Below are 24,024 nucleotides of genomic sequence, written 5' to 3'. Positions count from 1 at the left end.
TGGTGCAGGTTCGAGTATTGGTAATGTTTTTCCATAACAATTATATGGAACAAGAATAAAAGTCTAGGGAATATAATGAGTGATAAGATCATGCAAACAGTAGATCTGCTAATTTCACATAGTCAAATATTGTTACGATCCAGAGACTATGACGAAAAGCTGAGTCAGTGGGGAAAAGGTAATGTTTCTCAAGGCGCTGTTTTACACAAGGATTATGTTGTATTCGATCCATTACCAGAGGACGCATTTGGAGCAAACGTCAATATCAAAATAGATAATGCTTTTAAATTAGATCAAAATGCACAACGCTGCATTGTTGTTCCATTTTTTATTACGGATAAAAATAAGATCCAGATCGCATCTGCGACAGAGAAATTTGATGTAAGCATTAACGTAACCGGCAAGATTTATTCGCTCTTTTATGAGGTTTGTGAAGGGGACGAGATTTATTATAATTTTACTCTTGTGCCTGAAAAAGAAGCAATCCCTGCTAAGTTTTTATTAGACGACCCTTGGGGAGGGAAAAAATACAATCCTCTAAAAGAGGGTTTTTTTTAAAGTTAATAATAACTAAATCGAATGAAAAAAAATCATACGTTAAACAAGAAGTTCACCACATGAACCTCGTTAACGAAGTAATCTTTCCCTTCCGTACGCATCTTGCCTGCTTCTTTCGCGCCTTGCTCACCCTTGCAGGTGATAAAGTCTTAAAACGCGATAGTCTGCGCACGAATGAAGCCCTTCTCAAAGTCGGTGTGGATCTTACCGGCCGCGTGAGGCGCAGTCGCACCGACAGGGATGATTCACGCGTTCACTTCTTTCACGCCCGCGGTGAAGTAGGTTTGCAGGCTGAGCAGCTCATAGCCCGCGCGGATCACGCGGTTCAGCCCCCGCTCGGCCATGAACTCTTTATGGTCGCCGTCGATGATTTCAGCGATATCGGATTCAACCGCGGCGTAAACCGCTACCTCTACAGAACCTTTACCGCTTGAAGACTCTACTGAGAAGGTCACGCACAACCGTCTGACGCAGCTGAACGTCATTCGCTGGCACTACTGTTATGACGGTGAACATCACCTGACGGAGGTCATCAGCCAGCTGCGGGACCGTAACAGGCCGCGGACGCAGGTCAGCTTCCGTTACCCTCATACATTGTGACATTCCCCACAGTCAATCAATATAGAGGTGATCCTTTGGGTTATCATCAAGCGTTACAGGTAAAATTAGATGTAACTGGCTTAGATGTAATTGAACCCCGGAAAAATACATTTTTGATCTTAAACACAAAAGATCTCGTTGTCTCTAAAAGAATTGTTAAAAGTGGGAGGAGTTGTGGTTGAGGTGAAAAAATATTATAAAGGAAGTGTTGATTTTATTGCAGGTGAAGGGACTATTCTCAATGAGTTCATAGGAGAAGTAGCCACGCGACAAATAAATATTATAGATGGAAATTATTATGCTTCTTCCTCTTTGCTAGATAAAAAAGAAAAAGTTGGCTTCCTGCTGTATGATGGTAAGAAAAGCGACCTGGACTTAAGTGACGCCGAAGAAATTTCAAATGAGGAATTTGAAGTTTTCTGGCAAACATCAACGGGTTCATTGCAAGAAAAAAAGCGAATAAAATACTTGTCTGGAGATGCTGTGGAACCTTTGAATAAATCCACAGTTATTGCTCATATTGTGAATAATAAAGGGAAGTGGGGTAAAGGTTTTGTTCTGTCCCTTTCAAATAAATATCCTGCGGCAAAAAAAAGCTATCTTAGTAGCTTCAAAGAAAATAACTTCCCAGAATTAGGGATGGTTGATTTTGTTATGGTTGATGCTCAGGAGAAGATATTTATTGCTAATATGTATGCGCAGGATGGTATAAAGAAAAATATCAACGACAAAAAACAATACGTTTGTTATGACTCTCTGGAAGTTTGTCTTGAAAAATTATCTGACTTTGCTTTAGTGAATCGCCTTTCTGTACAAATGCCAAGGATAGGAGCTGGCCTCGGTGGTGGTGATTGGAATGTCATAGAGTCATTAATACTAAAAAATATTTGCTATAAAATGATTGATTGCAATGTAATAACTTTATAATTTTAAATAAAAATTTAACCATATATTATGGTATTTCTGGCGGTTTCTTAGGCAAGGCTTTTTATTTAAAAGGGCAAGAACTTAAGTATGATAATATCTATAATAATATACTATTGGTCAAGGAAACGAGTTTCACGATGATAAAAAATACGTCGAGGCTTTAGAGCAATACCAAAAAGCCTGGCAAGCTCTTCCTGAGCCAAAGCTCCAATGGGAGCTCGCCAACTGGATCTCTGCTTGCATGTACAGCGCATATTTTGATCTCGCGGATTACGCTGAGGCAGAGAAATGGGGAGAGACGACATTACGGACACGTGGATCGGATATAGACACTGCACCCTTAATCGATCTCGGCATGGTCTGTTATGAGTTAAATCAATTCGAGGAAGCGTATAAATATTTTAACGATGCTTATAACTACGGCAAAGAGCGTGCGTTTCAGGATAGATCTAAAAAAATATCTAGAGTTCTATCTGCGCAAAAGGGGATAAGTTTGTTACTCTATAAAAAAATCCACGCCAGGGCGTGGATTTTTTTTATTCAAGACGACTCAGACGTTGAACAGGAAGTTCATTACGTCGCCATCTTTAACGATATAATCTTTCCCTTCCGCACGCATCTTGCCTGCTTCTTTCGCGCCTTGCTCACCCTTGTAGGTGATGAAGTCTTCAAACGCGATGGTTTGCGCACGAATGAAGCCTTTCTCGAAGTCGGTGTGGATCTTACCAGCCGCCTGAGGCGCAGTCGCACCGACAGGGATGGTCCATGCACGCACTTCTTTTACACCAGCGGTGAAGTAGGTTTGCAGGTTCAGCAGCTCATAGCCCGCGCGGATCACGCGGTTCAGGCCCGGCTCTTCCAGACCCAGCTCGGCCATGAACTCTTCACGGTCGGCATCGTCCAGCTCGGCGATATCAGATTCAACGGCCGCGCAAACCGCTACCACCACAGAACCTTCAGCCGCGGCAATTTCACGCACTTTGTCGAGGTACGGGTTGTTCTCGAAACCGTCTTCGTTAACGTTGGCGATGTACATGGTTGGCTTCAGGGTCAGGAAGCTCAGGTATTTGATCGCCGCTTTGTCTTCTTCAGTCAGGTTTTTCAGCGCGCGCAGCATGCCCGCGTTTTCCAGCTGTGGCAGACATTTTTCCAGGGCAGCCAGTTCCGCTTTCGCGTCTTTGTCGCCGCCTTTGGCTTTCTTCTGCACGCGGTGAATGGCGCGCTCGCAGGTGTCGAGGTCAGAAAGGGCCAGCTCGGTGTTGATGACGTCGATGTCGTCAGCCGGATCCACTTTGTTGTTAACGTGGATAATGTTGTCGTTCTCGAAGCAGCGCACAACGTGGCCGATCGCTTCGGTTTCACGGATGTTGGTCAGGAACTGGTTGCCCAGGCCTTCACCTTTGGATGCGCCTTTTACCAGGCCCGCGATGTCCACGAACTCCATGGTAGTTGGCAGAATGCGCTGCGGCTTCACAATTTCTGCGAGCTGGTCCAGACGCGGATCGGGCATAGGAACAACACCGGTGTTCGGCTCGATGGTACAGAACGGGAAGTTCGCCGCTTCAATACCTGCCTTGGTGAGCGCGTTGAACAGGGTGGATTTGCCCACGTTTGGCAGACCGACGATACCGCATTTGAATCCCATTTCTAAATCACCTTAATATCTTGATAATCAATCCGTTAACGATAACCGATTGAAGAAAAGTAAATAACTACGCCTATTATACACGTAACCCGCGCGACGCGCGGTAAAAAAGCCCCAGGGCGTCGATTATTGCGCTTTGAAAGCGTGCAGTCGATTGGTGGCTTTCGTCAGGCCGTCCTGAAGCCAAATCTCGGTGCAGCGGGCCGCTTCGTCCACCGCTTCGTCAATCAACTTCTGCTCAGAAACCGGTGGTTTACCCAGTACGAAACCAACAACTTTGTTTTTATCGCCCGGATGGCCGATTCCCACGCGCAAACGGTGGAAATTAGGGTTATTACCCAGTTTGCTGATGATGTCTTTAAGGCCGTTGTGGCCGCCATGACCGCCGCCCAGCTTGAACTTCGCCACGCCTGGCGGCAGATCCAGTTCGTCGTGGGCCACCAGGATCTCATCCGGATTGATGCGATAGAACGTTGCCATGGCCGACACGGCTTTGCCGCTCAGGTTCATAAAGGTGGTTGGCACCAGCAACCGCACGTCGGCACCCGCAAGATTGATGCGTGAGGTATACCCGTAAAACTTGGGTTCTTCACGCAGGGGCGCGCGCAGACGTTCCGCCAGCAGATCAACATACCAGGCGCCGGCGTTATGGCGGGTAGCGGCATACTCTGCGCCCGGATTGGCGAGGCCGACAATCAGTTTAATCGTCACGATTTACTTCCTAATGGGTTCCAGATCTGGCGCGTAGTTTACTGTCTGGCGCGCCGCTTGACAAAGTTCTGCCTGCTGTACATCGAAATGCGAATAATTTCTTCTTTGAACAATTAGAATTTCAAGCTGTTCAATGTCTTATTTGTAAATTTTTGTCCGGGAGTTATCTGTAAATGTGATCATTCACGCAACTCATATAAGTGGCGTTGTCTATACTTTACACACAAGGAGAAGGGGTTTTTCCCCTGACAACCCAAAGTTCCGGAGGTGACATATGAAACGCAAAAACGCTTCAATGCTCGGTAACGTGCTAATGGGGTTGGGACTGTTCGTGATGGTCGCCGGTGTCGGTTATTCAATTTTAAACCAATTACCGCAGCTTGACCTCCCACAATACTTTGCGCATGGCGCGGTGCTGAGTATCTTCCTCGGTGCGGTATTGTGGCTCGCCGGGGCGCGCGTGAGCGGACATGAGGAAGTCTGCGATAAATACTGGTGGGTGCGCCATTACGATAAACGATGCCGCCGCGACCAGCATAAGCACGGCTAGTGCCCCATAAAGAACACCGAAACGACTTCATCTGAAGTCGTTTTTTTTTGCATGACGCATTGACCCTCACGTAACGTAAGGCTTCAGAGTAGCGACACTGGCAGAACAAAAGGAGCCGTTATGTTGATTCAGGTGGGTGAACTGGCGAAACGCGCAGGGATCACCGTGCGGACTTTGCATCACTACGAGCAAACAGGGCTGTTGTTACCTTCTGCCAGAAGCGCGGCAGGCTACCGGCTTTATAACCTGGCGGATGTGCAGCGTCTGCATATGATCCAGGCGCTGGCAAAAGCCGGACTGGAGCTTGCCGAAATCAGGGATTTTCTGGAACAGCGTTCGCTGTCATTAGCCGAATTACTCGACGGGCAAATCACTTTGCTGGACAAGCAACTGCGTAGCATCCATACGCTGCGCAACCGGCTGGTGGAATTGCGTACCGGGCTGACTGACGATGCGACGCCGGATCTGGAATCCTGGCTACAGACTCTGGAGTTAATGAATATGTACGATCGCTGGTTTAGCAATGAAGAGTTGCAGCAACTGCCGTTTGCGGCAGAGAAAGAGGCGCTGGCGGATATCTGGTCGGGTCTGGTGACGGAGGTTAAACACTTGCTGGAACAGAACGTCAGCGTCACGGACGCGCGGGCGACCGATTTGGCTTCACGGTGGATGGAACGCCTGGAACAGGATACCGCAGGTAAACCGGAATTTTTGACCCGTCTGAACGAAATGCACAGCGTGGAGCCGCAGATGCAGGAGCAAACCGGCATTACGCCGGAGATTACGGATTACATCACGCGGGCGTTTGCCGAATCAAAGCTCAGCATTTGGGAGCAATATCTCACTGCTGAAGAGATGGCCTTTACCCGGGCGCACTACTTTGACCGGATGATGGAATGGCCGCCGCTGGTGGCGAAGCTGCATCAGGCGCAGCGGGATAATCTCAGTCCCGCTTCTGACGATGCGCAAAAGCTGGCAGAAAAGTGGCTGGTTTTATTCCAGTCCTATGCGGGAACAAACCCGCAGACCCAGCAAAAATTTCGTCTTGCCATGCAGCAGGAGCCGCATCTGATGAAAGGCACGTGGATGACGCCTGCCGTGCTTGAATGGCTCCAGCAGGCGATCGGGGTGATGATGCAAAGACGTATCTCTGCATCAGATGACTCACAGATCCGCTAATGCAGCTTCACGGTTAGGGTAGAAGGACAATCGGCCAGGGATCGGCTGTACGCCCGCGCGCGCCATGGTGCGCAGGGGCTGGAATTCGAGGTTACTGATCCGCAGCTCGCAGCCTTCCGGCAGGCGGGCAATAAAGCGCTGGAAGGCATCCAGACCGCCGGCATCCAGCACCGGGACGGCATCCCACTTCAGCACCACAATCCGTTTGCCCGCGATTCGGGACGCCAGATCGCTGAACAAACCTTCCGCCGCGGCGAAGAACAGCGGGCCAATCACGCGCAACACCAGCACATCTTCAGGCACCTCAACGTTAACCGGGGAGAGACGCGTCATCTGCGCGATGCGGCGCATAAACAGCAGCGAGGCCAGCACTATGCCGACGCTGATAGCGATAACCATATCAAACAGCACGGTCAGCGACATGCAGATCAGCATCACGATGATGTCGTCTTTCGGCGCACGGCGCAGCAGATTCACCACCTTATGCGCCTCACTCATATTCCAGGCCACCATCAGCAGCAGCGCAGCCATGGCAGAGAGCGGAAGCCATGAAAGCAGTGGGGCAAGGATCAGCAGCGCCATGATCACCAGCAGGGAGTGAATGACCGCGGAAACCGGTGATGTCGCGCCCGCACGTACGTTCGCGGCGGAACGGGCAATCGCAGCCGTAGCCGTAATACCGCCGAAGAACGGTGCAACGATGTTCCCTAAGCCCTGACCGACCAGTTCGCTGTTGGCTTTGTGCTTAGTGCCGGTCATGCCGTCGAGCACGACGGCGCAGAGCAGGGATTCAATCGCGCCCAGCATTGCCATGGAGAACGCGGCAGGCAGCAGAGCGCGAAGGGAATCCCAGCTCAGGGTGAAGCTGGAGCCCGGCATGTCCCACGGCAGAACCAGCTGCGGCAGCAGCTGCGGAATACCGTTACCCTGTGAGCCATCCGCCAGAACATAGTGGAACTGGGAGCCAATGGTGGCGACCTGTCCACCGAGCAGGTTGACGACGCCCATCACCGCGCAGCCCAGCAGCAGAGCGGGGAGATGCCCCGGGAGACGAATGCCTAAGCGAGGCCAGACGATGAGTGTGCCGAGGGTAACGATGCCAATGGCTGCATCGCCCAGGTTGGCAGTCGGCAACGCCATAAACAGCGCGCCCACTTTCTGTAAGTAGTGCTCCGGAACATGGGCCATTTGCAGGCCGAGGAAATCTTTAATCTGCATGGTCCCGATGGTAATCCCAATCCCCGAGGTGAACCCCAGCGTCACGGAAAGGGGAATATATTCAATCAGGCGACCAAAGCGGGCCAGACCGAACAGAATTAAAAAGATGCCGGACATCAGGGTGGCAACCAGCAGGCCTGCCAGACCAAACTGTTGGGAAACCGGGTAGAGGATCACCACAAAGGCGGCAGTTGGGCCGGAGACGCTGAAGCGGGACCCGCCCGTCAGCGCAATCACAATCCCCGCAACGGCCGAGGTGTACAGCCCGTACTGCGGCGCGACGCCGCTACCAATCGCCAGTGCCATCGCCAGCGGGATGGCAATAATCCCGACGGTGATCCCGGCTATTAGGTCACGAACAAAGCGTGACGACGTGTATTTCTCTTTCCAGCAGGCGTCGATGAGGGCGCGAAAGGGCAGAACATGTGAGGAGGTTACGTTTTTCACAATTATCTATCATCCGTGTGCGCATCATCTGTCATATGAATGGCAGGTGAAGGAGGCATAAGTCATACAAATAAATACTATAAACAAAAAAACCCGCCGTAGCGGGTTTTTTGGCCGTGTTCGATCAGTGTTCGAACATTGCAGAGATGGATTCTTCGTTGCTGATACGACGAATCGCTTCGGCCAGCATCCCGGACAGAGTCAACGTACGCACGTTTGGCAGCGCTTTGATCTCGTCGCTCAGCGGGATGGTATCGCACACCACAACTTCGTCGATGACGGAGTTACGCAGGTTGTTTACCGCATTGCCGGAGAAGATCGGGTGAGTCGCGTAAGCGAATACGCGTTTCGCACCACGCTCTTTCAGCGCTTCAGCGGCTTTACACAGCGTACCGCCGGTATCGATCATGTCGTCCACCAACACGCAGTCGCGGCCAGCCACGTCACCGATGATGTGCATCACCTGTGAAACGTTAGCACGCGGACGGCGTTTGTCGATGATCGCCATGTCGGTATCGTTCAGCAGCTTCGCGATAGCTCGAGCACGTACCACGCCGCCGATGTCTGGAGAAACCACAATCGGGTTGTCCAGATTCAGTTGCAGCATGTCTTCCAGCAGGATTGGGCTGCCGAAAACGTTATCAACCGGCACGTCGAAGAAGCCCTGGATCTGCTCTGCGTGCAGGTCGACCGTCAGTACGCGGTCAACGCCGACGCTGGAGAGGAAGTCTGCGACAACTTTAGCGGTGATTGGCACACGCGCGGAACGGACGCGACGGTCCTGACGTGCATAGCCAAAGTAAGGAATAACAGCAGTGATACGGCCAGCAGAAGCGCGACGCAGCGCGTCGACCATAACAACCAATTCCATCAGGTTGTCGTTCGTTGGAGCACAGGTGGACTGGATGATGAAAATATCACCACCGCGTACATTTTCGTTAATTTGTACGCTGACTTCGCCGTCGCTAAAGCGACCTACAGCGGCGTCGCCGAGGGAAGTGTACAGGCGGTTGGCAATACGTTGTGCTAGTTCCGGGGTGGCGTTACCAGCAAAAAGCTTCATATCAGGCACGAGAAGAACCTCAGGCATGCGTCCAGTGGTGGATAGCGTTCGCCGCAAACTGCGGGGCCTAAGCAAACGCTATCCAGGCGGTGTATTATAGAGCGCGATGCAACGTCTGGAACAGGGTGACGTTGTCACCGAAACTCAGTCTGCGCCAGAATGGCCTGCTGTAGGGGGAGGTGTTCATCCCGCGTGCTACAAAACCATGCAGCCAGTCCGGCGCTTGCTCAAGCACCTGACGGGCGGCGGATTCGGTGTCAAATTCAGCAAAGACACAGGCCCCTGTACCGGTCAGGCGCGACGGCGCGTATTCTAACAGCCAGGAAAGCACCGCATCAACCTCGCGAAAACGTTTTCTTGCGATATCCTCGCAATCGTTGCTGAATTCACAATTTAATAACGTTTTTATTGACCGTACCGGGGTATTTCTTTTCAGGTCAGGATCTTTAAAGATGACCGGGGTAGGAATGCTCACGCCAGGGTGAACGATCAGATACCATTTTTCCGGCGGATCGACCGGCGTGAGGATTTCGCCCACCCCTTCAGCAAACGCCGCGTGGCCGCGCACAAATACTGGTACATCGGCACCCAGCGTTAACCCTAATGCTGCCAGTTCGTCCGTCGTCAGACCGCAGCCCCAGAGGTAGTTAAGCGCCACCAGTACGGTCGCGGCGTTTGACGAACCGCCGCCAAGACCACCGCCCATCGGCAGGCGTTTGTCGATACGAATATCCGCACCGCTTCCCGCTGGCAGACGACCCGACGACGACGCCGTTTTCATCAGCAGGCGGGCAGCGCGCACGATCAGGTTATCGTCATGCGCCACGCCGTCGACTGGCTTCAGCAGGCAAATCTGCCCGTCCTGACGCGGTTCGATTGAGATCGTGTCGCCGTAGTCGACAAACTGAAACAGGGTTTGCAGGGTGTGATAGCCGTCAGCGCGCTGCCCGGTAATGTAGAGAAACAGGTTCAGTTTTGCGGGAGAGGGCCAGTGGGTCATCATTTAACGATCCAGTTATCCATTTTCAGCTTGATACGCTGGCTACCCTGCGTCAGCTCCATATTGGACGGCAGCGATGGTTGCGTCTTGCTGTCATACGCGCTGTACACCACTTTCCAGGTTTTACCGTCCTGGGTGTAGTTAACCTGGCTCAGACGGTATTGGTCATCAAGCGTATAGTCGGTGGCGTCACCCGGCAGGCCAAGGATCCACTGGCGCAGACTATTGAGCGGAATCGGCATCCCGGTCAGCTTGCCAATCATCTCTTCGGCGTCGGTCGCGGTGTAGTGCTGGCCTTTGTTATCGGTGATCTGCGCTTCGCCAGGCTTCGCGTTAAGCTCCAGCTCGGTGCTGCCCAGCGGGTTGAGCAGCAGCAGGCGATAGTTGTCCTGCCCCGTTTGCTGCCAGAAGAAGCGAGCATAAACTTTTTGTTCGTCAGAGAGATATGCAAATGCACCGCGGGTCTGGTACTGGCTTAATTTCAGCACATCCTGCTGGTGCTGACGCCACTGCGGTGAGTCGGGGCTTTTGCCCGGGCCTTTCGGCTGATGAACGGAACAGGCGGTCAGAACCAGGGCCGCCAGAGGCAGCAGGCGAATCATTCGGTTCATAATGATGACAAATCCTTGAGATACGTTGCAGTTATAACTGTTAATGCTAGCGTTGAAGGGTGCCACCGTCTACGTTCAAATTATCTCAAAGCGCGGCGTAAGCTATTACTCCGAAAGGGGGCAGTCTCTTTTATTGATCTCGCGCATCCTGTATGATGCGTCCTGCTAACCTTATTAACGCTGGTACTACTCCCGCTCAACATGACCCTATTAGCACTCGGTATTAACCACAAAACGGCCCCGGTTTCACTGCGAGAACGCGTTACGTTTTCGCCGGATACGCTCGACCTGGCGCTGGATAGCCTGCTTGCACAGCCGATGGTGCAGGGTGGCGTGGTGCTGTCGACGTGCAACCGTACCGAGCTCTATTTAAGCGTGGAGGAGCAGGACAACCTGCACGAGGCGCTGATCCGCTGGCTATGTGACTATCACAACCTCAACGAAGAAGAGCTGCGCAACAGCCTGTACTGGCATCAGGATAACGATGCGGTCAGCCATCTGATGCGTGTGGCCAGCGGTCTGGATTCGCTGGTGCTGGGCGAGCCGCAGATCCTCGGCCAGGTGAAAAAAGCCTTCGCGGATTCCCAGAAAGGGCATCTGAAAGCCAGCGAACTGGAGCGAATGTTCCAGAAGTCATTCTCCGTGGCGAAGCGTGTGCGAACCGAAACCGACATTGGCGCCAGTGCGGTTTCGGTTGCTTTCGCGGCCTGTACTCTTGCCCGTCAAATCTTTGAATCGCTGTCGACCGTCACCGTACTGCTGGTGGGGGCGGGCGAAACCATCGAGCTGGTGGCGCGCCATCTTCGCGAACACAAGGTGAAGAAGATGATCATCGCTAACCGCACCCGCGAACGTGCGCAGGTGCTGGCAGATGAAGTGGGCGCTGAGGTGATTGCGCTGAGCGACATCGATGAACGTCTGAAAGAGGCGGACATTATTATCAGTTCTACCGCCAGCCCGCTGCCGATTATCGGGAAAGGGATGGTCGAGCGTGCGCTGAAATCACGCCGCAATCAGCCGATGCTGCTGGTGGATATCGCTGTTCCGCGTGATGTCGAACCGGAAGTGGGCAAACTGGCGAACGCCTACCTGTACAGCGTGGATGACCTGCAAAGCATCATTTCGCACAACCTTGCCCAGCGTAAGGCGGCGGCTGTGCAGGCGGAAACCATCGTTGAACAGGAAACCAGCGAATTTATGGCCTGGCTGCGCGCGCAAAGCGTCAGCGAGACCATCCGCGAATACCGCGGTCAGGCGGAGCAGGTGCGTGATGACCTGACGGCCAAAGCGTTAGCGGCCCTTGAACAGGGCGGCGACGCGCAGGCGATTATGCAGGATTTAGCCTGGAAACTGACCAACCGCCTGATCCATGCCCCAACCAAATCTCTTCAGCAGGCTGCCCGTGACGGGGACGATGAACGCCTGACTATTCTGCGCAACAGCCTCGGGCTGGAATAGCGCCCTATACCCATTTTCTAAGACAAGGTGCATTTACGCCTATGAAGCCTTCTATCGTCGCTAAACTGGAAGCTCTGCACGAGCGCCATGAAGAAGTCCAGGCGCTGCTCGGCGATGCCGGGACCATTGCCGACCAGGAACGTTTTCGCGCGCTGTCGCGTGAATACGCGCAGTTAAGTGATGTTTCAAAATGCTTTACCGACTGGCGACAGGTCCAGGAAGATATCGAAACCGCGCAGATGATGCTCGACGATCCTGAAATGCGCGAGATGGCCCAGGAAGAGTTGCAGGACGCTAAAGCGCGGTCAGAAGAGATGGAGCAGCAGCTTCAGGTCCTTCTGCTGCCAAAAGATCCGGACGATGAGCGTAACGCTTTTGTGGAAGTCCGCGCCGGTACCGGCGGCGACGAAGCGGCGCTGTTCGCCGGAGATCTGTTCCGTATGTACAGCCGTTATGCGGAATCACGCCGCTGGCGCGTAGAGATCATGAGCGCCAACGAAGGCGAGCATGGCGGCTACAAAGAGGTTATCGCCAAAATCAGCGGCGACGGCGTTTATGGTCGGCTGAAGTTTGAATCCGGTGGTCACCGCGTGCAGCGTGTGCCTGCGACAGAATCTCAGGGACGCATTCACACTTCGGCCTGTACGGTGGCGGTCATGCCCGAGCTGCCGGAAGCGGAACTGCCGGATATCAACCCGGCGGATCTGCGCATCGACACCTTCCGCTCTTCAGGGGCGGGTGGTCAGCACGTTAACACCACCGACTCCGCTATCCGTATTACTCACCTGCCCACCGGGATTGTGGTTGAGTGTCAGGACGAGCGATCCCAGCACAAGAACAAAGCTAAGGCGTTATCCGTGCTGGGTGCCCGTATCCACGCGGCGGAAATGGCGAAACGCCAGCAGGCGGAAGCCTCTACCCGCCGTAACCTGCTGGGCAGCGGCGACCGTAGCGATCGTAACCGCACCTATAACTTCCCGCAGGGGCGCGTAACCGACCACCGCATCAACCTGACGCTCTACCGTCTGGATGAGGCAATGGAAGGCAAGCTCGATATGCTGATTGAGCCTATCGTGCAGGAATACCAGGCCGACCAGCTGGCGGCGCTGTCCGAGCAGGATTAATGGATTTTCAGCGCTGGTTACGTGAGGCGGCCCGTGAACTTTCAGAAAGTGAAAGCCCGAAGCGGGACGCCGAAATTCTGCTTGAGCATGTGACGGGTAAAGCCCGCACGTATCTGCTGGCTTTCGGCGAAACCGAACTGACAGCTGAACAGCTATCGCAGCTGGAGGCGCTGCTCGCCCGCCGTAAAACCGGCGAGCCGGTGGCGCATCTGGTTGGCGAGCGCGAGTTCTGGTCACTTCCGCTGTATGTTTCAGCGGCGACGCTGATCCCGCGCCCGGACACAGAGTGTCTGGTGGAGCAGGCGCTGGCGCGGTTACCGGCGCAGTCGTGTCAGATCCTCGATCTGGGTACCGGCACCGGCGCGATTGCGCTGGCGCTTGCCAGCGAGCGGCCGGACTGTATCGTGATGGCGGTAGACGTGATGCCTGATGCGGTCGCCCTCGCGCGGCGCAACGTTGAACGGCTGAGGCTGAACAATGTTTCCGTTCTGCAAAGCAGCTGGTTTGCCGCGCTTGAAAGCCGCATGTTCGAAATGATTGTCAGCAATCCGCCCTACATCGACGAAGACGATCCGCATCTCGCGCAGGGCGACGTGCGTTTCGAACCGTTGACCGCGCTGGTCGCTGCGAATCAGGGACTTGCGGATCTCGATCACATTGTGACAACGTCACGGCAACATTTGCTTCCCGGTGGCTGGCTGCTGGTGGAACATGGGTGGACGCAGGGAAAGGCGGTGCGAGCACTGTTTACGCGTGCCGGATACGCCGCCGTGGAAACCTGCCGGGATTACGGCGGCAATGAACGTCTGACGCTGGGGCAGTGGTCATGAACCTGTTTACGCTGCTAATCTCCGTTCACCTGGTTTCCGTTGCCCTGACCATCGGCTTTTTCATTGTCCGCTACTGGTGGCGCTACAGCAATAATCCGCTGATTAACGCCCGCTGGGTACGTATCGCCCCACACGGTATCGACACAGTGCTGTTCCTTTCCGGAGCCGGGTTAATGTGGAAGACCGGCTATCTGCCATTTACTGATAAAGGCCTATGGCTGACTGAAAAGCTGTTTGGCGTTATCATCTACATCGTTTTGGGTTTTATCGCGCTTGGGCGTCATCGTCCGCGCAGCCAGCAGACAGGGTTTATCGCCTTTCTGCTGGGTCTGGTGGTGCTGTACATCATCATTAAACTCGCCACCACAAGAATACCGTTACTGGGGTAAGTCATGAGGTCCTTAGCCGATTTCGAATTTAACAAAGTGCCGCTATGCGATGGTATGATCCTGATTTCAGAGATGATCCGCGACGATTTCACATCACAGTACGTTTACGCTGAACTGGAAAATCTGGTCAGCCTGGCGCGCGAAGAGATCAATCAGGCACGTCCGCAAGACTGGCAATTAGAGAAGCTGATTGAGCTTTTCTACGGCGAATGGGGTTTCTGCGACACGCGAGGCGTGTATCGCCTGTCTGACGCACTGTGGCTGGACCAGGTGCTGAAAAATCGACAGGGTAGCGCCGTCGCGTTGGGCGCCATTTTACTGTGGGTTGCGCACCGACTGGATATTCCACTGGTGCCGGTCATTTTCCCCACGCAGATGATTTTGCGGGCGGAGTGGCTGGACGGTGAGATGTGGTTAATCAATCCGTTTAACGGCGACACGCTGGATGAGCATACGCTGGACGTCTGGCTGAAAGGCAACATCAGCCCGATAGCGGAGCTGTTCAATGAAGATCTCGATGAAGCCGATAACGCCGAAGTGATCCGCAAGCTGTTGGATACGCTGAAGTCTGCGCTGATGGAAGAGCGTCAGATGGAGCTGGCCCTGCGCGCAAGCGAAGTGCTGTTGCAGTTCAATCCGGAAGATCCGTACGAAATCCGCGACCGCGGCCTGATTTATGCGCAGCTCGACTGCGAACACGTGGCGCTGAATGATTTGAATTATTTCGTCGAGCAATGTCCGGAAGATCCGATCAGCGAAATGATTCGCGCGCAGATCAACGCGATCGCGCATAAACACATTACACTGCATTAATCTTAATTCCGATTCACACCTGAATAAGGCGATCCTATGAAACAAAAAGTGGTTAGCATTGGTGATATCAACGTGGCAAACGACCTGCCGTTCGTGCTGTTTGGCGGTATGAACGTTCTGGAATCCCGCGATCTCGCTATGCGCATCTGCGAACACTACGTGACCGTGACCCAGAAGCTGGGCATCCCGTACGTGTTTAAAGCCTCTTTTGACAAAGCCAACCGCTCCTCCATTCACTCCTACCGTGGCCCGGGCCTGGAAGAGGGGATGAAGATTTTCCAGGAGCTGAAACAGACGTTTGGCGTGAAAGTGATCACCGACGTGCACGAAGCGTCTCAGGCACAGCCCGTGGCTGATGTGGTAGACGTGATTCAGCTTCCGGCGTTCCTGGCGCGCCAGACTGACCTGGTAGAAGCGATGGCGAAAACCGGTGCCGTGATTAACGTGAAAAAACCGCAGTTCGTGAGCCCTGGCCAGATGGGTAACATCGTCGATAAGTTTATCGAAGGTGGTAACGACCAGGTGATCCTGTGCGACCGTGGTTCAAACTTCGGTTATGACAACCTGGTTGTGGATATGCTGGGCTTCAGCGTAATGAAGAACGTCTCTAACCAGTCTCCGGTGATTTTCGACGTGACCCACTCCCTGCAATGTCGCGACCCGTTTGGCGCCGCCTCTGGCGGGCGTCGTGCGCAGGTGACCGAACTGGCGCGCGCCGGTATGGCAACCGGCCTGGCGGGTCTGTTCATTGAAGCGCACCCGGATCCGGTTAACGCGAAATGCGACGGTCCATCCGCGCTGCCGCTGGATAAGCTGGAGCCATTCCTGAAACAGATTAAAGCGATTGACGATCTGGTGAAGAGCTTCGACGAGCTGGATACCAGCAACTAATAAAAAACCCGCTTCGGCGGGTTTTTCTTTGCCCGGCGGCGCTACGCTTGCGCGGGCCTACGGGTTTCGTAGGCCGGGTAAGCGCAGCGCCACCCGGCAAAAAAATTACGCAAATATCGTCATCAGATACGCAATAAACAGCGCCATATGCGCCGCGCCGTTCAGCACATTGGTGCGACCGGTTGAGAAGGAAATCTGGCACAGTAGTAGCGACGCTACCATCACAATCATCTCTGGTGCACCCAGCGCAAACTGCAATTCATTCCCCGTCATAAAGGCAATAAGCGTGACCACCGGAACGGTAAGGGAGATGGTCGCCAGAACGGAGCCAAAGAACAGATTCATCGCACGCTGCACCTGATTATTGAGCACCGCTTTCAGCGCTCCCAGGCCTTCTGGCGACAGGATCAACAGGGCTACCAGGAAACCGGTAAAGGCGACCGGCGCGTTCAGTTCAGTTAACAGCGCCTCCAGCGGGTTCGCATTCATCTTGGTGACCGCAATTACCGCAATCAGATGCACGATCAGCCAAACCGTGTGCCACGCGCTGCTGTGGGCCGACGGCTTACCGTGATGCGGGTCATCATCGTCGCCGTCGTCTTCATGCTCGTAAACAAACAGGCTCTGGTGTGTTTTGGTCTGGATCAGCAGGAACACGCCGTACATTGCCGCGGAAATCAGCGCCACCAGCAGCGCCTGGCCGGTGGTGAAGTTTGCGCCCGGCAATGCCATCGGGAATACCAGCACGATAATCGCCAGCGGGAACAGGGCGATCAGATACTGTTTAATGCCAAAAAGGTTCATGTACTGGGTGGCAAATTTGCGGCCACCTAATAAAAGCGAAAAACCGACCAGGCCGCCGGTAACAATCATAATGATGGAGTAGAGCGTATCGCGCATTAACGTTGGTGCGGCGTCGCCGGTGGCCATTAATGCGGAAATTAGACTGACCTCAAGAATCACAACCGAAAGGCTTAAAATTAATGACCCATACGGCTCTCCAAGACGGTGGGCTAAAACATCCGCATGGCGTACCACGCTAAATGCACTGGTTAAAATACCCACCAGAGCCAGAATATTGATCCCCACAACCACTGGCAATGACTGACTGCTTCCCCAGAAGAGCAGCACAGCCAGTGCCAGAACCGGGAAAATGAGAGAGGTCTCCTTGTGGCGGGTCTTTACCGCCTCGTGTGTTGCTGTCATGTGTTTCTCCAACAGTGCAGGTGCTTGTAATTATAGATAGATTTTGAGGGTGTTAAATTAACAGAAAACGGTTAAATACCCTGTATTTTTTACTTAATTTTACCCTTTAATGGGATTTTTCTTCCTGAAGCTTATAATGCCTCATTTACACAAAATAATAATTTAATAACAATGCCTTGCACTCTTAAATAGTTCATTTCTCGCTGTCGGCTGGCACCCTGGCGTATCGTCGTCCACACTTATCTTTTAGCCAAAAGAGAGGTTAGCGATGCCATACAAATCGAAAAGCGAATTACCGGATAACGTGCAAAACGTACTGCCTGCCCACGCTCAGGATATCTATAAAGAAGCCTTTAACAGCGCCTGGGATCAATACAAAGATAAAGAAGATCGCCGGGACGATGCCAGCCGTGAAGAGACGGCGCATAAAGTGGCCTGGGCCGCCGTAAAAAATGACTATGAGAAAGGGGATGATGACAAATGGCACAAAAAGAAATAGCTGCCGAATAATACGCTGCCTCCATTTTGACATTTCAGGCGGTTGAACTGCCGCTGTATTGCATCTGGCCCGCGAATTGCTTATCGTTGCTCAACTGCTGTTAAAATGAACAGCACAGAATGCCGGGAAGGCGCATTAAAGATGTCGCAAGGAAGCATGCAGTGGCGGAGGTGGAATGTGTTAACGCGTGATTTCTTGATGAAGGCAGATTGTAAGACGGCATTTGGTGCTATTGAGGAATCGCTTCTGTGGTCGGCTGAACAACGTGCGGCGTCGCTTGCGGCAACGCTGGCCTGCCGCCCGGATGATGGCCCGGTCTGGATTTTTGGTTACGGCTCGCTGATGTGGAACCCGGCCCTCGAGTTTGTTGAATCGGCAACCGGAACGCTGCCTGGCTGGCACCGCGCCTTCTGTTTGCGCCTGACCGCCGGACGCGGCAGCGCGTGTCAGCCTGGACGTATGCTTGCACTAAAAGAGGGCGGGCGCACCACGGGCGTGGCATACCGGCTGCCGGATACCACGCTGGAAGATGAGCTCACGTTGCTGTGGAAGCGCGAGATGATCACCGGCTGCTATATGCCCAGCTGGTGCAAGCTGGAACTGGACGACGGCCGCACCGTCAACGCGCTGGTGTTCATTATGGATCCGCGCCACCCGCTGTATGAAGCCGACACCCGAACCCAGGTGATTGCCCCGCTGATTGCCGCCGCCAGTGGACCGCTGGGCACTAATGCCCAGTACCTTTTCTCGCTCGATCAGGAGCTGACGCGTCTCGGTATGCAGGACGACTGTCTGAGTGAGCTGGTGGTGAAGGTTAAAGCGCTGCTGGAAGGGAACCCGCTCAGCAATACGCTCCGCCCGGGTTTTGCCTGATAATACGCCCGGCTGGCCGGGCGTTTATGGTTATGCTGCCACGTAACTTACGGAATGTTCGAGCGACTGGCTGTGGCTGTCGATCAGCACATCCCAGGTGCCGGTGTAAGGCACCGTCAGCCAGGCCTTATCATCCTGGACGGTAAGGATATCTGCCTGCGATTGCTTTTGCCCTTTTGTACTCATCAGATGGATGCGGCAACGTTCTGAGCAACGCACCACTACCGTATCCCCGCCAAACAGTTTCAGACTCGTTTTAACTCGTGCCATTTTTTATACCCCGTCGTTTTTGCCCATCCCGAGCGTGATGTTGTTCACAATTTACTCATTGCATAACACCAAAGGGGAAGGTGGGTGATGCTGATTTCGATCAAAAAATGGCGCAACGATTAAACAAAAATGACAAAATTTCTGAAACCTTTCAGCCGACGCGCGTTTTCCCTGCTTAACGCGCGTCCGGGAAAAATTATATGCGGAAATGGCCAGCGGTCTCAGCAAGGTCGCCCGCCTGGCTTTGCAGCGCGCTGGCCGCAGCAGCAGACTGTACAACGAGTTCAGCGTTCTGCTGCACCATGCGATCCAGGTGAGTCACCGCGTGGTTAATTTCATGGATGCCTTTCATCTGCTCGCGGGTGGCAATAGATATTTCACGCATAATGCCAGACACGCTCCCGACGCTGGCGCGGATCTCATCCATGCTGTCGCCCGCAAGGTGCACAAATCGGGAGCCGGTTGCAACGCTTTCGGTAGTGGAGTCAATAAGGGATTTAATCTCTTTCGCCGCCTGAGCGCTGCGGCTGGCCAGATTACGCACTTCCCCCGCAACGACCGCGAACCCACGGCCCTGCTCACCGGCACGAGCCGCTTCGACGGAGGCGTTAAGCGCCAGAATGTTGGTCTGGAAGGCGATGCCGTCAATCACGCTGGTGATATCGCCAATCTTTGCAGAAGCCACTTCGATGGACTGCATGGTGCTGATTGCCTGCGAGACAACTTCGCCGCCGCGCGCTGCGGCCGCAGAGGCCTTACTGGCCTGGTCGTTGGCTTCTTCGGCCGATTCATTCGACTGGGTAACGGAGGCGGTTATCTCTTCCACGGCGCTGGCGGTCTCACGCAGGCTGGACGCGGCCTGCTCGGTTCGTCCGGAGAGATCCTGATTGCCTGCCGCAATCTCCTGCGCGGCGTTTTTCACTGAGGCGCTGGCGTCGCGAAGCTGGACCATCACCACCGAGAGTTTATTGCTGAAGGCGTTAAACGCCTGCGCAATTTGCGCCACTTCGTCATCGCCGCTATCCGGCAGACGCTGGGATAGATCGTTGGTGCCGTTGGCAATGCTGTGCATCGCGTCGCGAATGTCGGACAGGCGCTTAAGCAGGCGGGCTATCAGGAGGTGGACAATGGCGCCGCTCAGAAGCGCCAGAATCACCAGCGAGATTGCCGACGCTTTCAGCAAGGAACGCATGCCGGAGGTAGCGTCGCTGCTGTCGAGGGCGACGACCAGCAGCCAGTTCGTGCCCGGCACGGCTGAGGCTATAAAGGTTTTTTCCTCATCATTCAGCGTCCCGTCGACCGGATTACCGCTCTTCAGCGCCGTAAGGTCGATGCCTTTGATCGTCCCGGTAAACGGCTTCAGCGTCAGGGTTGGCTCGTTGGCGGCAATAACCGTGCCGTCGCTGTTCAGGAGTAACCCGCTGCTGGCAGGCGTTGGGTGGATCCCGCGCACGTTCGCCACCACGCTATCCATGGCGACATCGCCCGCTACCACCGCTATCAGAGTACCATTCTCCTTCACCGGTACTGCAAACGTCACCACCAGCTTCCCGGTCCCGGCATCAACGTAGGGCGCGGTCACAACCGGGCCATCCGTGCTCACCACCTGCTGATACCAGGGACGAATGGTTGGGTCATAATCCGCCGGGACCCCCGCAGGATCGGAGAATTTCGCCGTCTTGCTGGCGTAGCCTGCGTAGACGTTGGTGAAGCCGCCTGCCTGGGCTAATTGCTTAAACACCGGAACCGGATCGTCAGCCAGCGCGATACTCTGCGCGGAGGCAATCACCGTCATTTTGCTTTTGACCCAGTCGGCAATCGCCATATTGTGGCTGGCGCTGGTGCTGGTCAGTATATCGCGCTGCGACTGCTGATTATCCTGGCGCGTGACCTGAAAGTTGATAATGGTATTAAGAAGAAGGGCGACGACCATACAGCCTGTCGTCGCCGCAATGATGCGGGCGCGAATGGATCTGAACATAAGTGTAATACCTGCTGTGTTGTTTCCATGCCTATCGGCAATGGCGCAGGTAAACTTGATGCTGAAACCGCGTCCATAAGAAAATAATATTTTTAGCGATTTATTATTAAAAAGTTAATACTTTATCAGCGGTAAGAGTCCATTCAGCCAGTTCAACCAGCGTGCCAATTTCCACGCCATCAATCAGGGGCAGCCCGGTAATGCCGCGACCGTCGGTACAGGTTTTGCACAGCTTGACCGGAACGTTTTGCGCGGTCAGGATCTCCAGCATGTGTTGTATGTTGTAGCCCTCAGCGGGTTTCTGCCCCTTCAGCGCGGCCGTGACGGCATCGGACATCAAAAAGAGGCGCAGCTCCAGCTCACTCTCCTTATCGCGCAGCGCGATTGCCAGGCGCAGACTGTTAAAAAGGGATTCACTGCCGTAGGCCGCACCGTTGGCGACGATCACAATCTTCTGCATGTTGACTCCTGTTCTTTGAAAAGGCACGAATATTGCTTCTCATACCGAAGAATATGTATCGGAGAGAGAAACGATGACGATAGTGGCTGGCAGTTCGCCTGGCGCGACCGAATGGTTCCAGCGTGCAAGAATGCTGCGGGAGGAACAGCTCGGCAGATTAGCGCAGCTGGGCGCACTGGTGAACGGCATCAGTCGACTGGTGCATATGCTACAGTGCGAACGCGGTGCGTCAAATGTCTGGCTCTGCTCGCAGGGTAAATTGTACGGGCCTGAATGCAAGGCCAGCAGGGCTTTGGTGGATGAAAACCTTGCTGCATTGCACCTCCTGTTTAGCGAACCGCTGCCGGGCAGCGCCCTCTGCGAACGTATCGCCAGCGCACTGCACGGCCTTGAAACGCTGACGGTGCTGCGTGATGGTGTTACAGGTCAACGCGTCACCGCGCCGCAGGCGATGGAACACTACAGCCGCATACTGCGGCTTCTGCTCAATATCGTACCTCAACTCAGCGACAGCATTGACGATCCGCACATCGCGGGCCGATTTGTGGCCCTTTACAGCCTGATGCAGGGCAAAGAACTTGTGGGACAAGAGCGGGCGTTAGGGGCTATTGGTTTCACCCAGGGATTCTTTGACGATGAAACTCGCCAGCGGCTGGTGGATCGCATTGATGGCCAGCAGGCCTGCTTTGAGGTTTTTATCTCCCATTGCACTCCAGACGTGCAGGAGACGTTTACCCTCAACTGTCAGCCGGGTCTGGAGACTGAAAAACTCAGGCGTGAAGCGTGCACCCGCCAGCCTCCGGCAGATAATGGCGATACCGCTCTCAAATGGTTTGCCCTGCAAACCGCGCGTCTTGAACATCTGCGCACGCTGGAGGAGGTGGCCATTGCCGATCTGATGACGGCAGTTGAGGAGCGTCGCTATAGCGAAAACCTGCACATAGACGATGAGTACGACGATATCCTGGCGCGATTTCCGGATAGACCACTGCTGCCGCTGGTGCGCCAGCAGGCGCGTGAAATTGAGCAACTCTCCCGTCAGCTTGCTTCCCTGCGCGACACGCTGGAGGAGCGCAAGACCATCGACAAGGCCAAAAGCGTGCTAATGACGCATCAGAACATGAGCGAGGAGCAGGCGTGGACAGCCCTGCGCAAAATGGCGATGGATAAAAACCAACGCATGGTGGATATCGCCCGTGCGCTCCTTACGGTGAAAAATCTGTGGAAGATACCCCCTGGGGAGTAGTTGCACAGTCAGTGGGCATTTAATGCCTGATTGAGGTGCGTAAAAGAGCGCTCTCCTTGCAGAAACCCCGTAACGCCGGGGTTAAAAAGCTGGCATCACCTTTGCATTAACAGATTAACTATTTTTGACGATGCGCCAACGGTGGTGCATACGTCTTCGGGATAAAGGCGTCCAGCGGTGCTTCAGCACCGTCGGGCGCTTTTTTTTGCCTTTTTTCAGGAGCAATTATGGCGGATTTGTCGAGACGGCGGTTATTGCAGGCCAGCATGCTGGCGAGTGGTGCGTTGCTGTTGCCGGGTGTCATGCAGGCCGCATGGGCGGCGGGGTCAGATAAGCCGGAGCAGGATACCGTGCGTATCGGGTTTATCCCCCTGACCGATTGCGCGCCAGTGGTTATCGCGGCCCTGAAAGGGTTCGATAAAAAACACGGCATTACCATTGTACCTACTAAAGAGGCGAGCTGGGCGGCGGTGCGCGACAAGCTGGTGGCAGGGGAGCTGGACGCCGCACACATTCTTTACGGCCTGCTGTACGGACTGGAGCTGGGTATCGCGGGCAAGCCGCAGCAGATGGCGAACCTGATGACTCTCAACCAGAACGGTCAGGCCATTACGCTCTCCAGCGATCTGGCGGAGAAGGGCGTTCGTGATCTCGACGGGCTGAAAAAGCTGATTACACAGCAGGCACCGGGAACCTACACCTTCGCGCATACCTTCCCGACGGGGACACACGCTATGTGGCTCTACTACTGGCTGGCCAGTGCGGGCATTAACCCGTTTGACGACGTGCGCACTGTGGTGGTCCCGCCGCCACAGATGGTGATGAACATGCGCATCGGCAACATGGTCGGGTTCTGCGTCGGCGAGCCGTGGAACGCGCGGGCGATTAACGACCGCATCGGGTTTACCGCCGCCACGTCACAGTCCATCTGGGCCGATCACCCGGAAAAGATCCTCGGCACCCGACGCGACTGGGTGGCGAAAAATCCGCACACCGCACGGGCGCTGGTGAGCGCCGTGATGGAAGCCGCGCGCTGGATCGAGGCGTCAGCGGAAAACAAACGTGAAACCGCGCAGATCCTCTCGCGCCGCGCATGGCTCAACTGCAAGGAACAATACCTCACCGGACGCATGCTCGGCGAATACGACAACGGGCTCGGTCAGCGCTGGCAGGATGCGCACCCGATCCGTTTCTTCAATGAGGGTGCCGTGAGCTACCCGTATCTCTCCGACGGCATGTGGTTCTTAACCCAGTTCCGTCGCTGGGGCTTGCTCAACGCCGCGCCGGATTATGCGGGCATCGCACAGCGCATTAACCAGACCGCGGTCTGGCAGGATGCCGCGACCGCCGTGGGCGGCATGTCCACACCGTCATCACCGTATCGCAGCAGTACCCTGATGGACGGCACCGTCTGGAACGGCACCGATCCGGAAGGGTACGCCAACCGCTTCGCCATTCACCGTAAAGGGGCCTGA

Annotated in this window: 23 protein-coding genes and 3 pseudogenes; 15 read left to right on the top strand and 11 right to left on the bottom strand. The window is 54.4% G+C overall.

The window, feature by feature from the left end; genetic code table 11:
• Positions 1-75: 75 nt before the first annotated feature.
• Positions 76-558: a competence protein ComJ gene (gene comJ, locus BFV65_RS11925; RefSeq protein WP_023314287.1), complete on the top strand. Its 483-nt coding sequence runs from the start codon at positions 76-78 to the stop codon at positions 556-558.
• 32 nt (positions 559-590) lie between these two features.
• Here comJ and BFV65_RS11920 read toward each other — a convergent pair.
• A pseudogene (locus BFV65_RS11920) lies at positions 591-998 on the bottom strand (DUF933 domain-containing protein); the annotation flags it as partial.
• Here BFV65_RS11920 and BFV65_RS23570 point away from each other — a divergent pair.
• A pseudogene (locus BFV65_RS23570) lies at positions 985-1,143 on the top strand (RHS repeat domain-containing protein); the annotation flags it as partial. The pseudogenes BFV65_RS11920 and BFV65_RS23570 sit on opposite strands and share 14 nt — an antisense overlap.
• A 153-nt stretch (positions 1,144-1,296) precedes the next feature.
• Positions 1,297-2,085 (top strand): macro domain-containing protein, encoded by a 789-nt coding sequence (locus BFV65_RS11915; RefSeq protein WP_069596683.1) that lies wholly within the window; start codon positions 1,297-1,299, stop codon positions 2,083-2,085.
• A gap of 550 nt (positions 2,086-2,635) precedes the next feature.
• Here the strand turns inward: BFV65_RS11915 and ychF are convergent.
• Positions 2,636-3,730: a redox-regulated ATPase YchF gene (ychF, locus tag BFV65_RS11910; RefSeq protein WP_010432886.1), complete on the bottom strand. Its 1,095-nt coding sequence runs from the start codon at positions 3,728-3,730 to the stop codon at positions 2,636-2,638.
• A 126-nt stretch (positions 3,731-3,856) separates the two neighbouring features.
• Positions 3,857-4,441, bottom strand: a complete 585-nt coding sequence (pth, locus tag BFV65_RS11905) for an aminoacyl-tRNA hydrolase (protein ID WP_032624091.1) — start codon at positions 4,439-4,441, stop codon at positions 3,857-3,859.
• 274 nt (positions 4,442-4,715) lie between these two features.
• Here pth and ychH point away from each other — a divergent pair, with 274 nt between their 5' ends.
• Positions 4,716-4,991 carry a stress-induced protein YchH gene (ychH, locus tag BFV65_RS11900; protein ID WP_022648382.1) on the top strand — a complete coding sequence of 92 codons (276 nt, stop codon included), beginning with the start codon at positions 4,716-4,718 and terminating at the stop codon, positions 4,989-4,991.
• Between the two features lie 120 nt (positions 4,992-5,111).
• A complete protein-coding gene (locus BFV65_RS11895) occupies positions 5,112-6,170 on the top strand; it encodes a MerR family transcriptional regulator (protein WP_069596682.1) in 1,059 nt (352 codons plus the stop codon).
• Here the strand turns inward: BFV65_RS11895 and dauA are convergent.
• The 4 genes and pseudogenes from dauA to lolB form a co-directional block, all read right to left on the bottom strand.
• Positions 6,156-7,835 carry a C4-dicarboxylic acid transporter DauA gene (gene dauA / locus BFV65_RS11890; protein ID WP_023300295.1) on the bottom strand — a complete coding sequence of 560 codons (1,680 nt, stop codon included), beginning with the start codon at positions 7,833-7,835 and terminating at the stop codon, positions 6,156-6,158. The two genes, BFV65_RS11895 and dauA, sit on opposite strands and share 15 nt — an antisense overlap.
• 124 nt (positions 7,836-7,959) lie before the next feature.
• Entirely contained in the window at positions 7,960-8,907 is a 948-nt protein-coding gene (gene prs / locus BFV65_RS11885) for a ribose-phosphate diphosphokinase (protein WP_003856663.1), read from the bottom strand.
• A gap of 154 nt (positions 8,908-9,061) precedes the next feature.
• Positions 9,062-9,901 (bottom strand): annotated as a pseudogene (ispE, locus tag BFV65_RS11880) (4-(cytidine 5'-diphospho)-2-C-methyl-D-erythritol kinase); the annotation flags it as partial.
• A complete protein-coding gene (gene lolB, locus BFV65_RS11875; protein WP_069596681.1) occupies positions 9,898-10,509 on the bottom strand; it encodes a lipoprotein insertase outer membrane protein LolB in 612 nt (203 codons plus the stop codon). The pseudogene ispE and the gene lolB, both read right to left, overlap by 4 nt.
• 201 nt (positions 10,510-10,710) lie before the next feature.
• Between lolB and hemA the strand changes: the two genes are divergently transcribed.
• From hemA to kdsA, 6 genes are read left to right on the top strand one after another with little or no spacing between them, the layout of a single operon-like run.
• Positions 10,711-11,967, top strand: a complete 1,257-nt coding sequence (hemA, locus tag BFV65_RS11870) for a glutamyl-tRNA reductase (RefSeq protein WP_003856666.1) — start codon at positions 10,711-10,713, stop codon at positions 11,965-11,967.
• 41 nt (positions 11,968-12,008) lie between these two features.
• A complete protein-coding gene (gene prfA / locus BFV65_RS11865) occupies positions 12,009-13,091 on the top strand; it encodes a peptide chain release factor 1 (protein ID WP_003856667.1) in 1,083 nt (360 codons plus the stop codon).
• Positions 13,091-13,921, top strand: coding sequence for a peptide chain release factor N(5)-glutamine methyltransferase (prmC, locus tag BFV65_RS11860; protein ID WP_069596680.1), 831 nt, complete (start codon positions 13,091-13,093; stop codon positions 13,919-13,921). Before prfA ends, prmC begins: the two co-directional genes overlap by 1 nt.
• A complete protein-coding gene (gene sirB2 / locus BFV65_RS11855; protein WP_069596679.1) occupies positions 13,918-14,310 on the top strand; it encodes an invasion regulator SirB2 in 393 nt (130 codons plus the stop codon). The genes prmC and sirB2 overlap by 4 nt, the downstream gene beginning before the upstream one ends.
• Positions 14,311-14,313: 3 nt before the next feature.
• A complete protein-coding gene (sirB1, locus tag BFV65_RS11850) occupies positions 14,314-15,123 on the top strand; it encodes an invasion regulator SirB1 (protein ID WP_022648376.1) in 810 nt (269 codons plus the stop codon).
• Positions 15,124-15,159: 36 nt separating this feature from the next.
• Positions 15,160-16,014, top strand: a complete 855-nt coding sequence (gene kdsA / locus BFV65_RS11845; protein ID WP_022648375.1) for a 3-deoxy-8-phosphooctulonate synthase — start codon at positions 15,160-15,162, stop codon at positions 16,012-16,014.
• Between the two features lie 105 nt (positions 16,015-16,119).
• Here kdsA and chaA read toward each other — a convergent pair whose 3' ends face one another.
• Positions 16,120-17,220, bottom strand: coding sequence for a sodium-potassium/proton antiporter ChaA (chaA, locus tag BFV65_RS11840; RefSeq protein ID WP_003856672.1), 1,101 nt, complete (start codon positions 17,218-17,220; stop codon positions 16,120-16,122).
• Between the two features lie 268 nt (positions 17,221-17,488).
• Here chaA and chaB point away from each other — a divergent pair, with 268 nt between their 5' ends.
• Positions 17,489-17,719, top strand: coding sequence for a putative cation transport regulator ChaB (gene chaB, locus BFV65_RS11835; protein WP_003856674.1), 231 nt, complete (start codon positions 17,489-17,491; stop codon positions 17,717-17,719).
• A gap of 177 nt (positions 17,720-17,896) precedes the next feature.
• Positions 17,897-18,592 carry a gamma-glutamylcyclotransferase gene (locus BFV65_RS11830; RefSeq protein WP_017384255.1) on the top strand — a complete coding sequence of 232 codons (696 nt, stop codon included), beginning with the start codon at positions 17,897-17,899 and terminating at the stop codon, positions 18,590-18,592.
• Positions 18,593-18,622: 30 nt separating this feature from the next.
• Here the strand turns inward: BFV65_RS11830 and BFV65_RS11825 are convergent, their stop codons facing one another.
• The 3 genes from BFV65_RS11825 to BFV65_RS11815 form a co-directional block, all read right to left on the bottom strand.
• Entirely contained in the window at positions 18,623-18,862 is a 240-nt protein-coding gene (locus tag BFV65_RS11825; RefSeq protein WP_015570352.1) for a hypothetical protein, read from the bottom strand.
• Positions 18,863-19,058: 196 nt separating this feature from the next.
• Positions 19,059-20,843 (bottom strand): methyl-accepting chemotaxis protein, encoded by a 1,785-nt coding sequence (locus BFV65_RS11820; RefSeq protein WP_063146350.1) that lies wholly within the window; start codon positions 20,841-20,843, stop codon positions 19,059-19,061.
• Between the two features lie 106 nt (positions 20,844-20,949).
• Positions 20,950-21,303, bottom strand: coding sequence for a DsrE/DsrF/TusD sulfur relay family protein (locus BFV65_RS11815; protein ID WP_023300288.1), 354 nt, complete (start codon positions 21,301-21,303; stop codon positions 20,950-20,952).
• 73 nt (positions 21,304-21,376) lie between these two features.
• Between BFV65_RS11815 and nasR the strand changes: the two genes are divergently transcribed.
• Together nasR and BFV65_RS11805 are read left to right on the top strand one after the other, a co-directional pair.
• A complete protein-coding gene (gene nasR, locus BFV65_RS11810; protein ID WP_069596678.1) occupies positions 21,377-22,549 on the top strand; it encodes a nitrate regulatory protein NasR in 1,173 nt (390 codons plus the stop codon).
• Between the two features lie 227 nt (positions 22,550-22,776).
• Entirely contained in the window at positions 22,777-24,024 is a 1,248-nt protein-coding gene (locus BFV65_RS11805; RefSeq protein WP_063146351.1) for a CmpA/NrtA family ABC transporter substrate-binding protein, read from the top strand.

This window comes from Enterobacter hormaechei subsp. hoffmannii, from assembly GCF_001729745.1.
Taxonomy (GTDB): domain Bacteria; phylum Pseudomonadota; class Gammaproteobacteria; order Enterobacterales; family Enterobacteriaceae; genus Enterobacter; species Enterobacter intestinihominis.
Note: the sequence above shows the minus strand (reverse complement) of the source record. Positions and strands in the feature narration are given on the sequence as shown.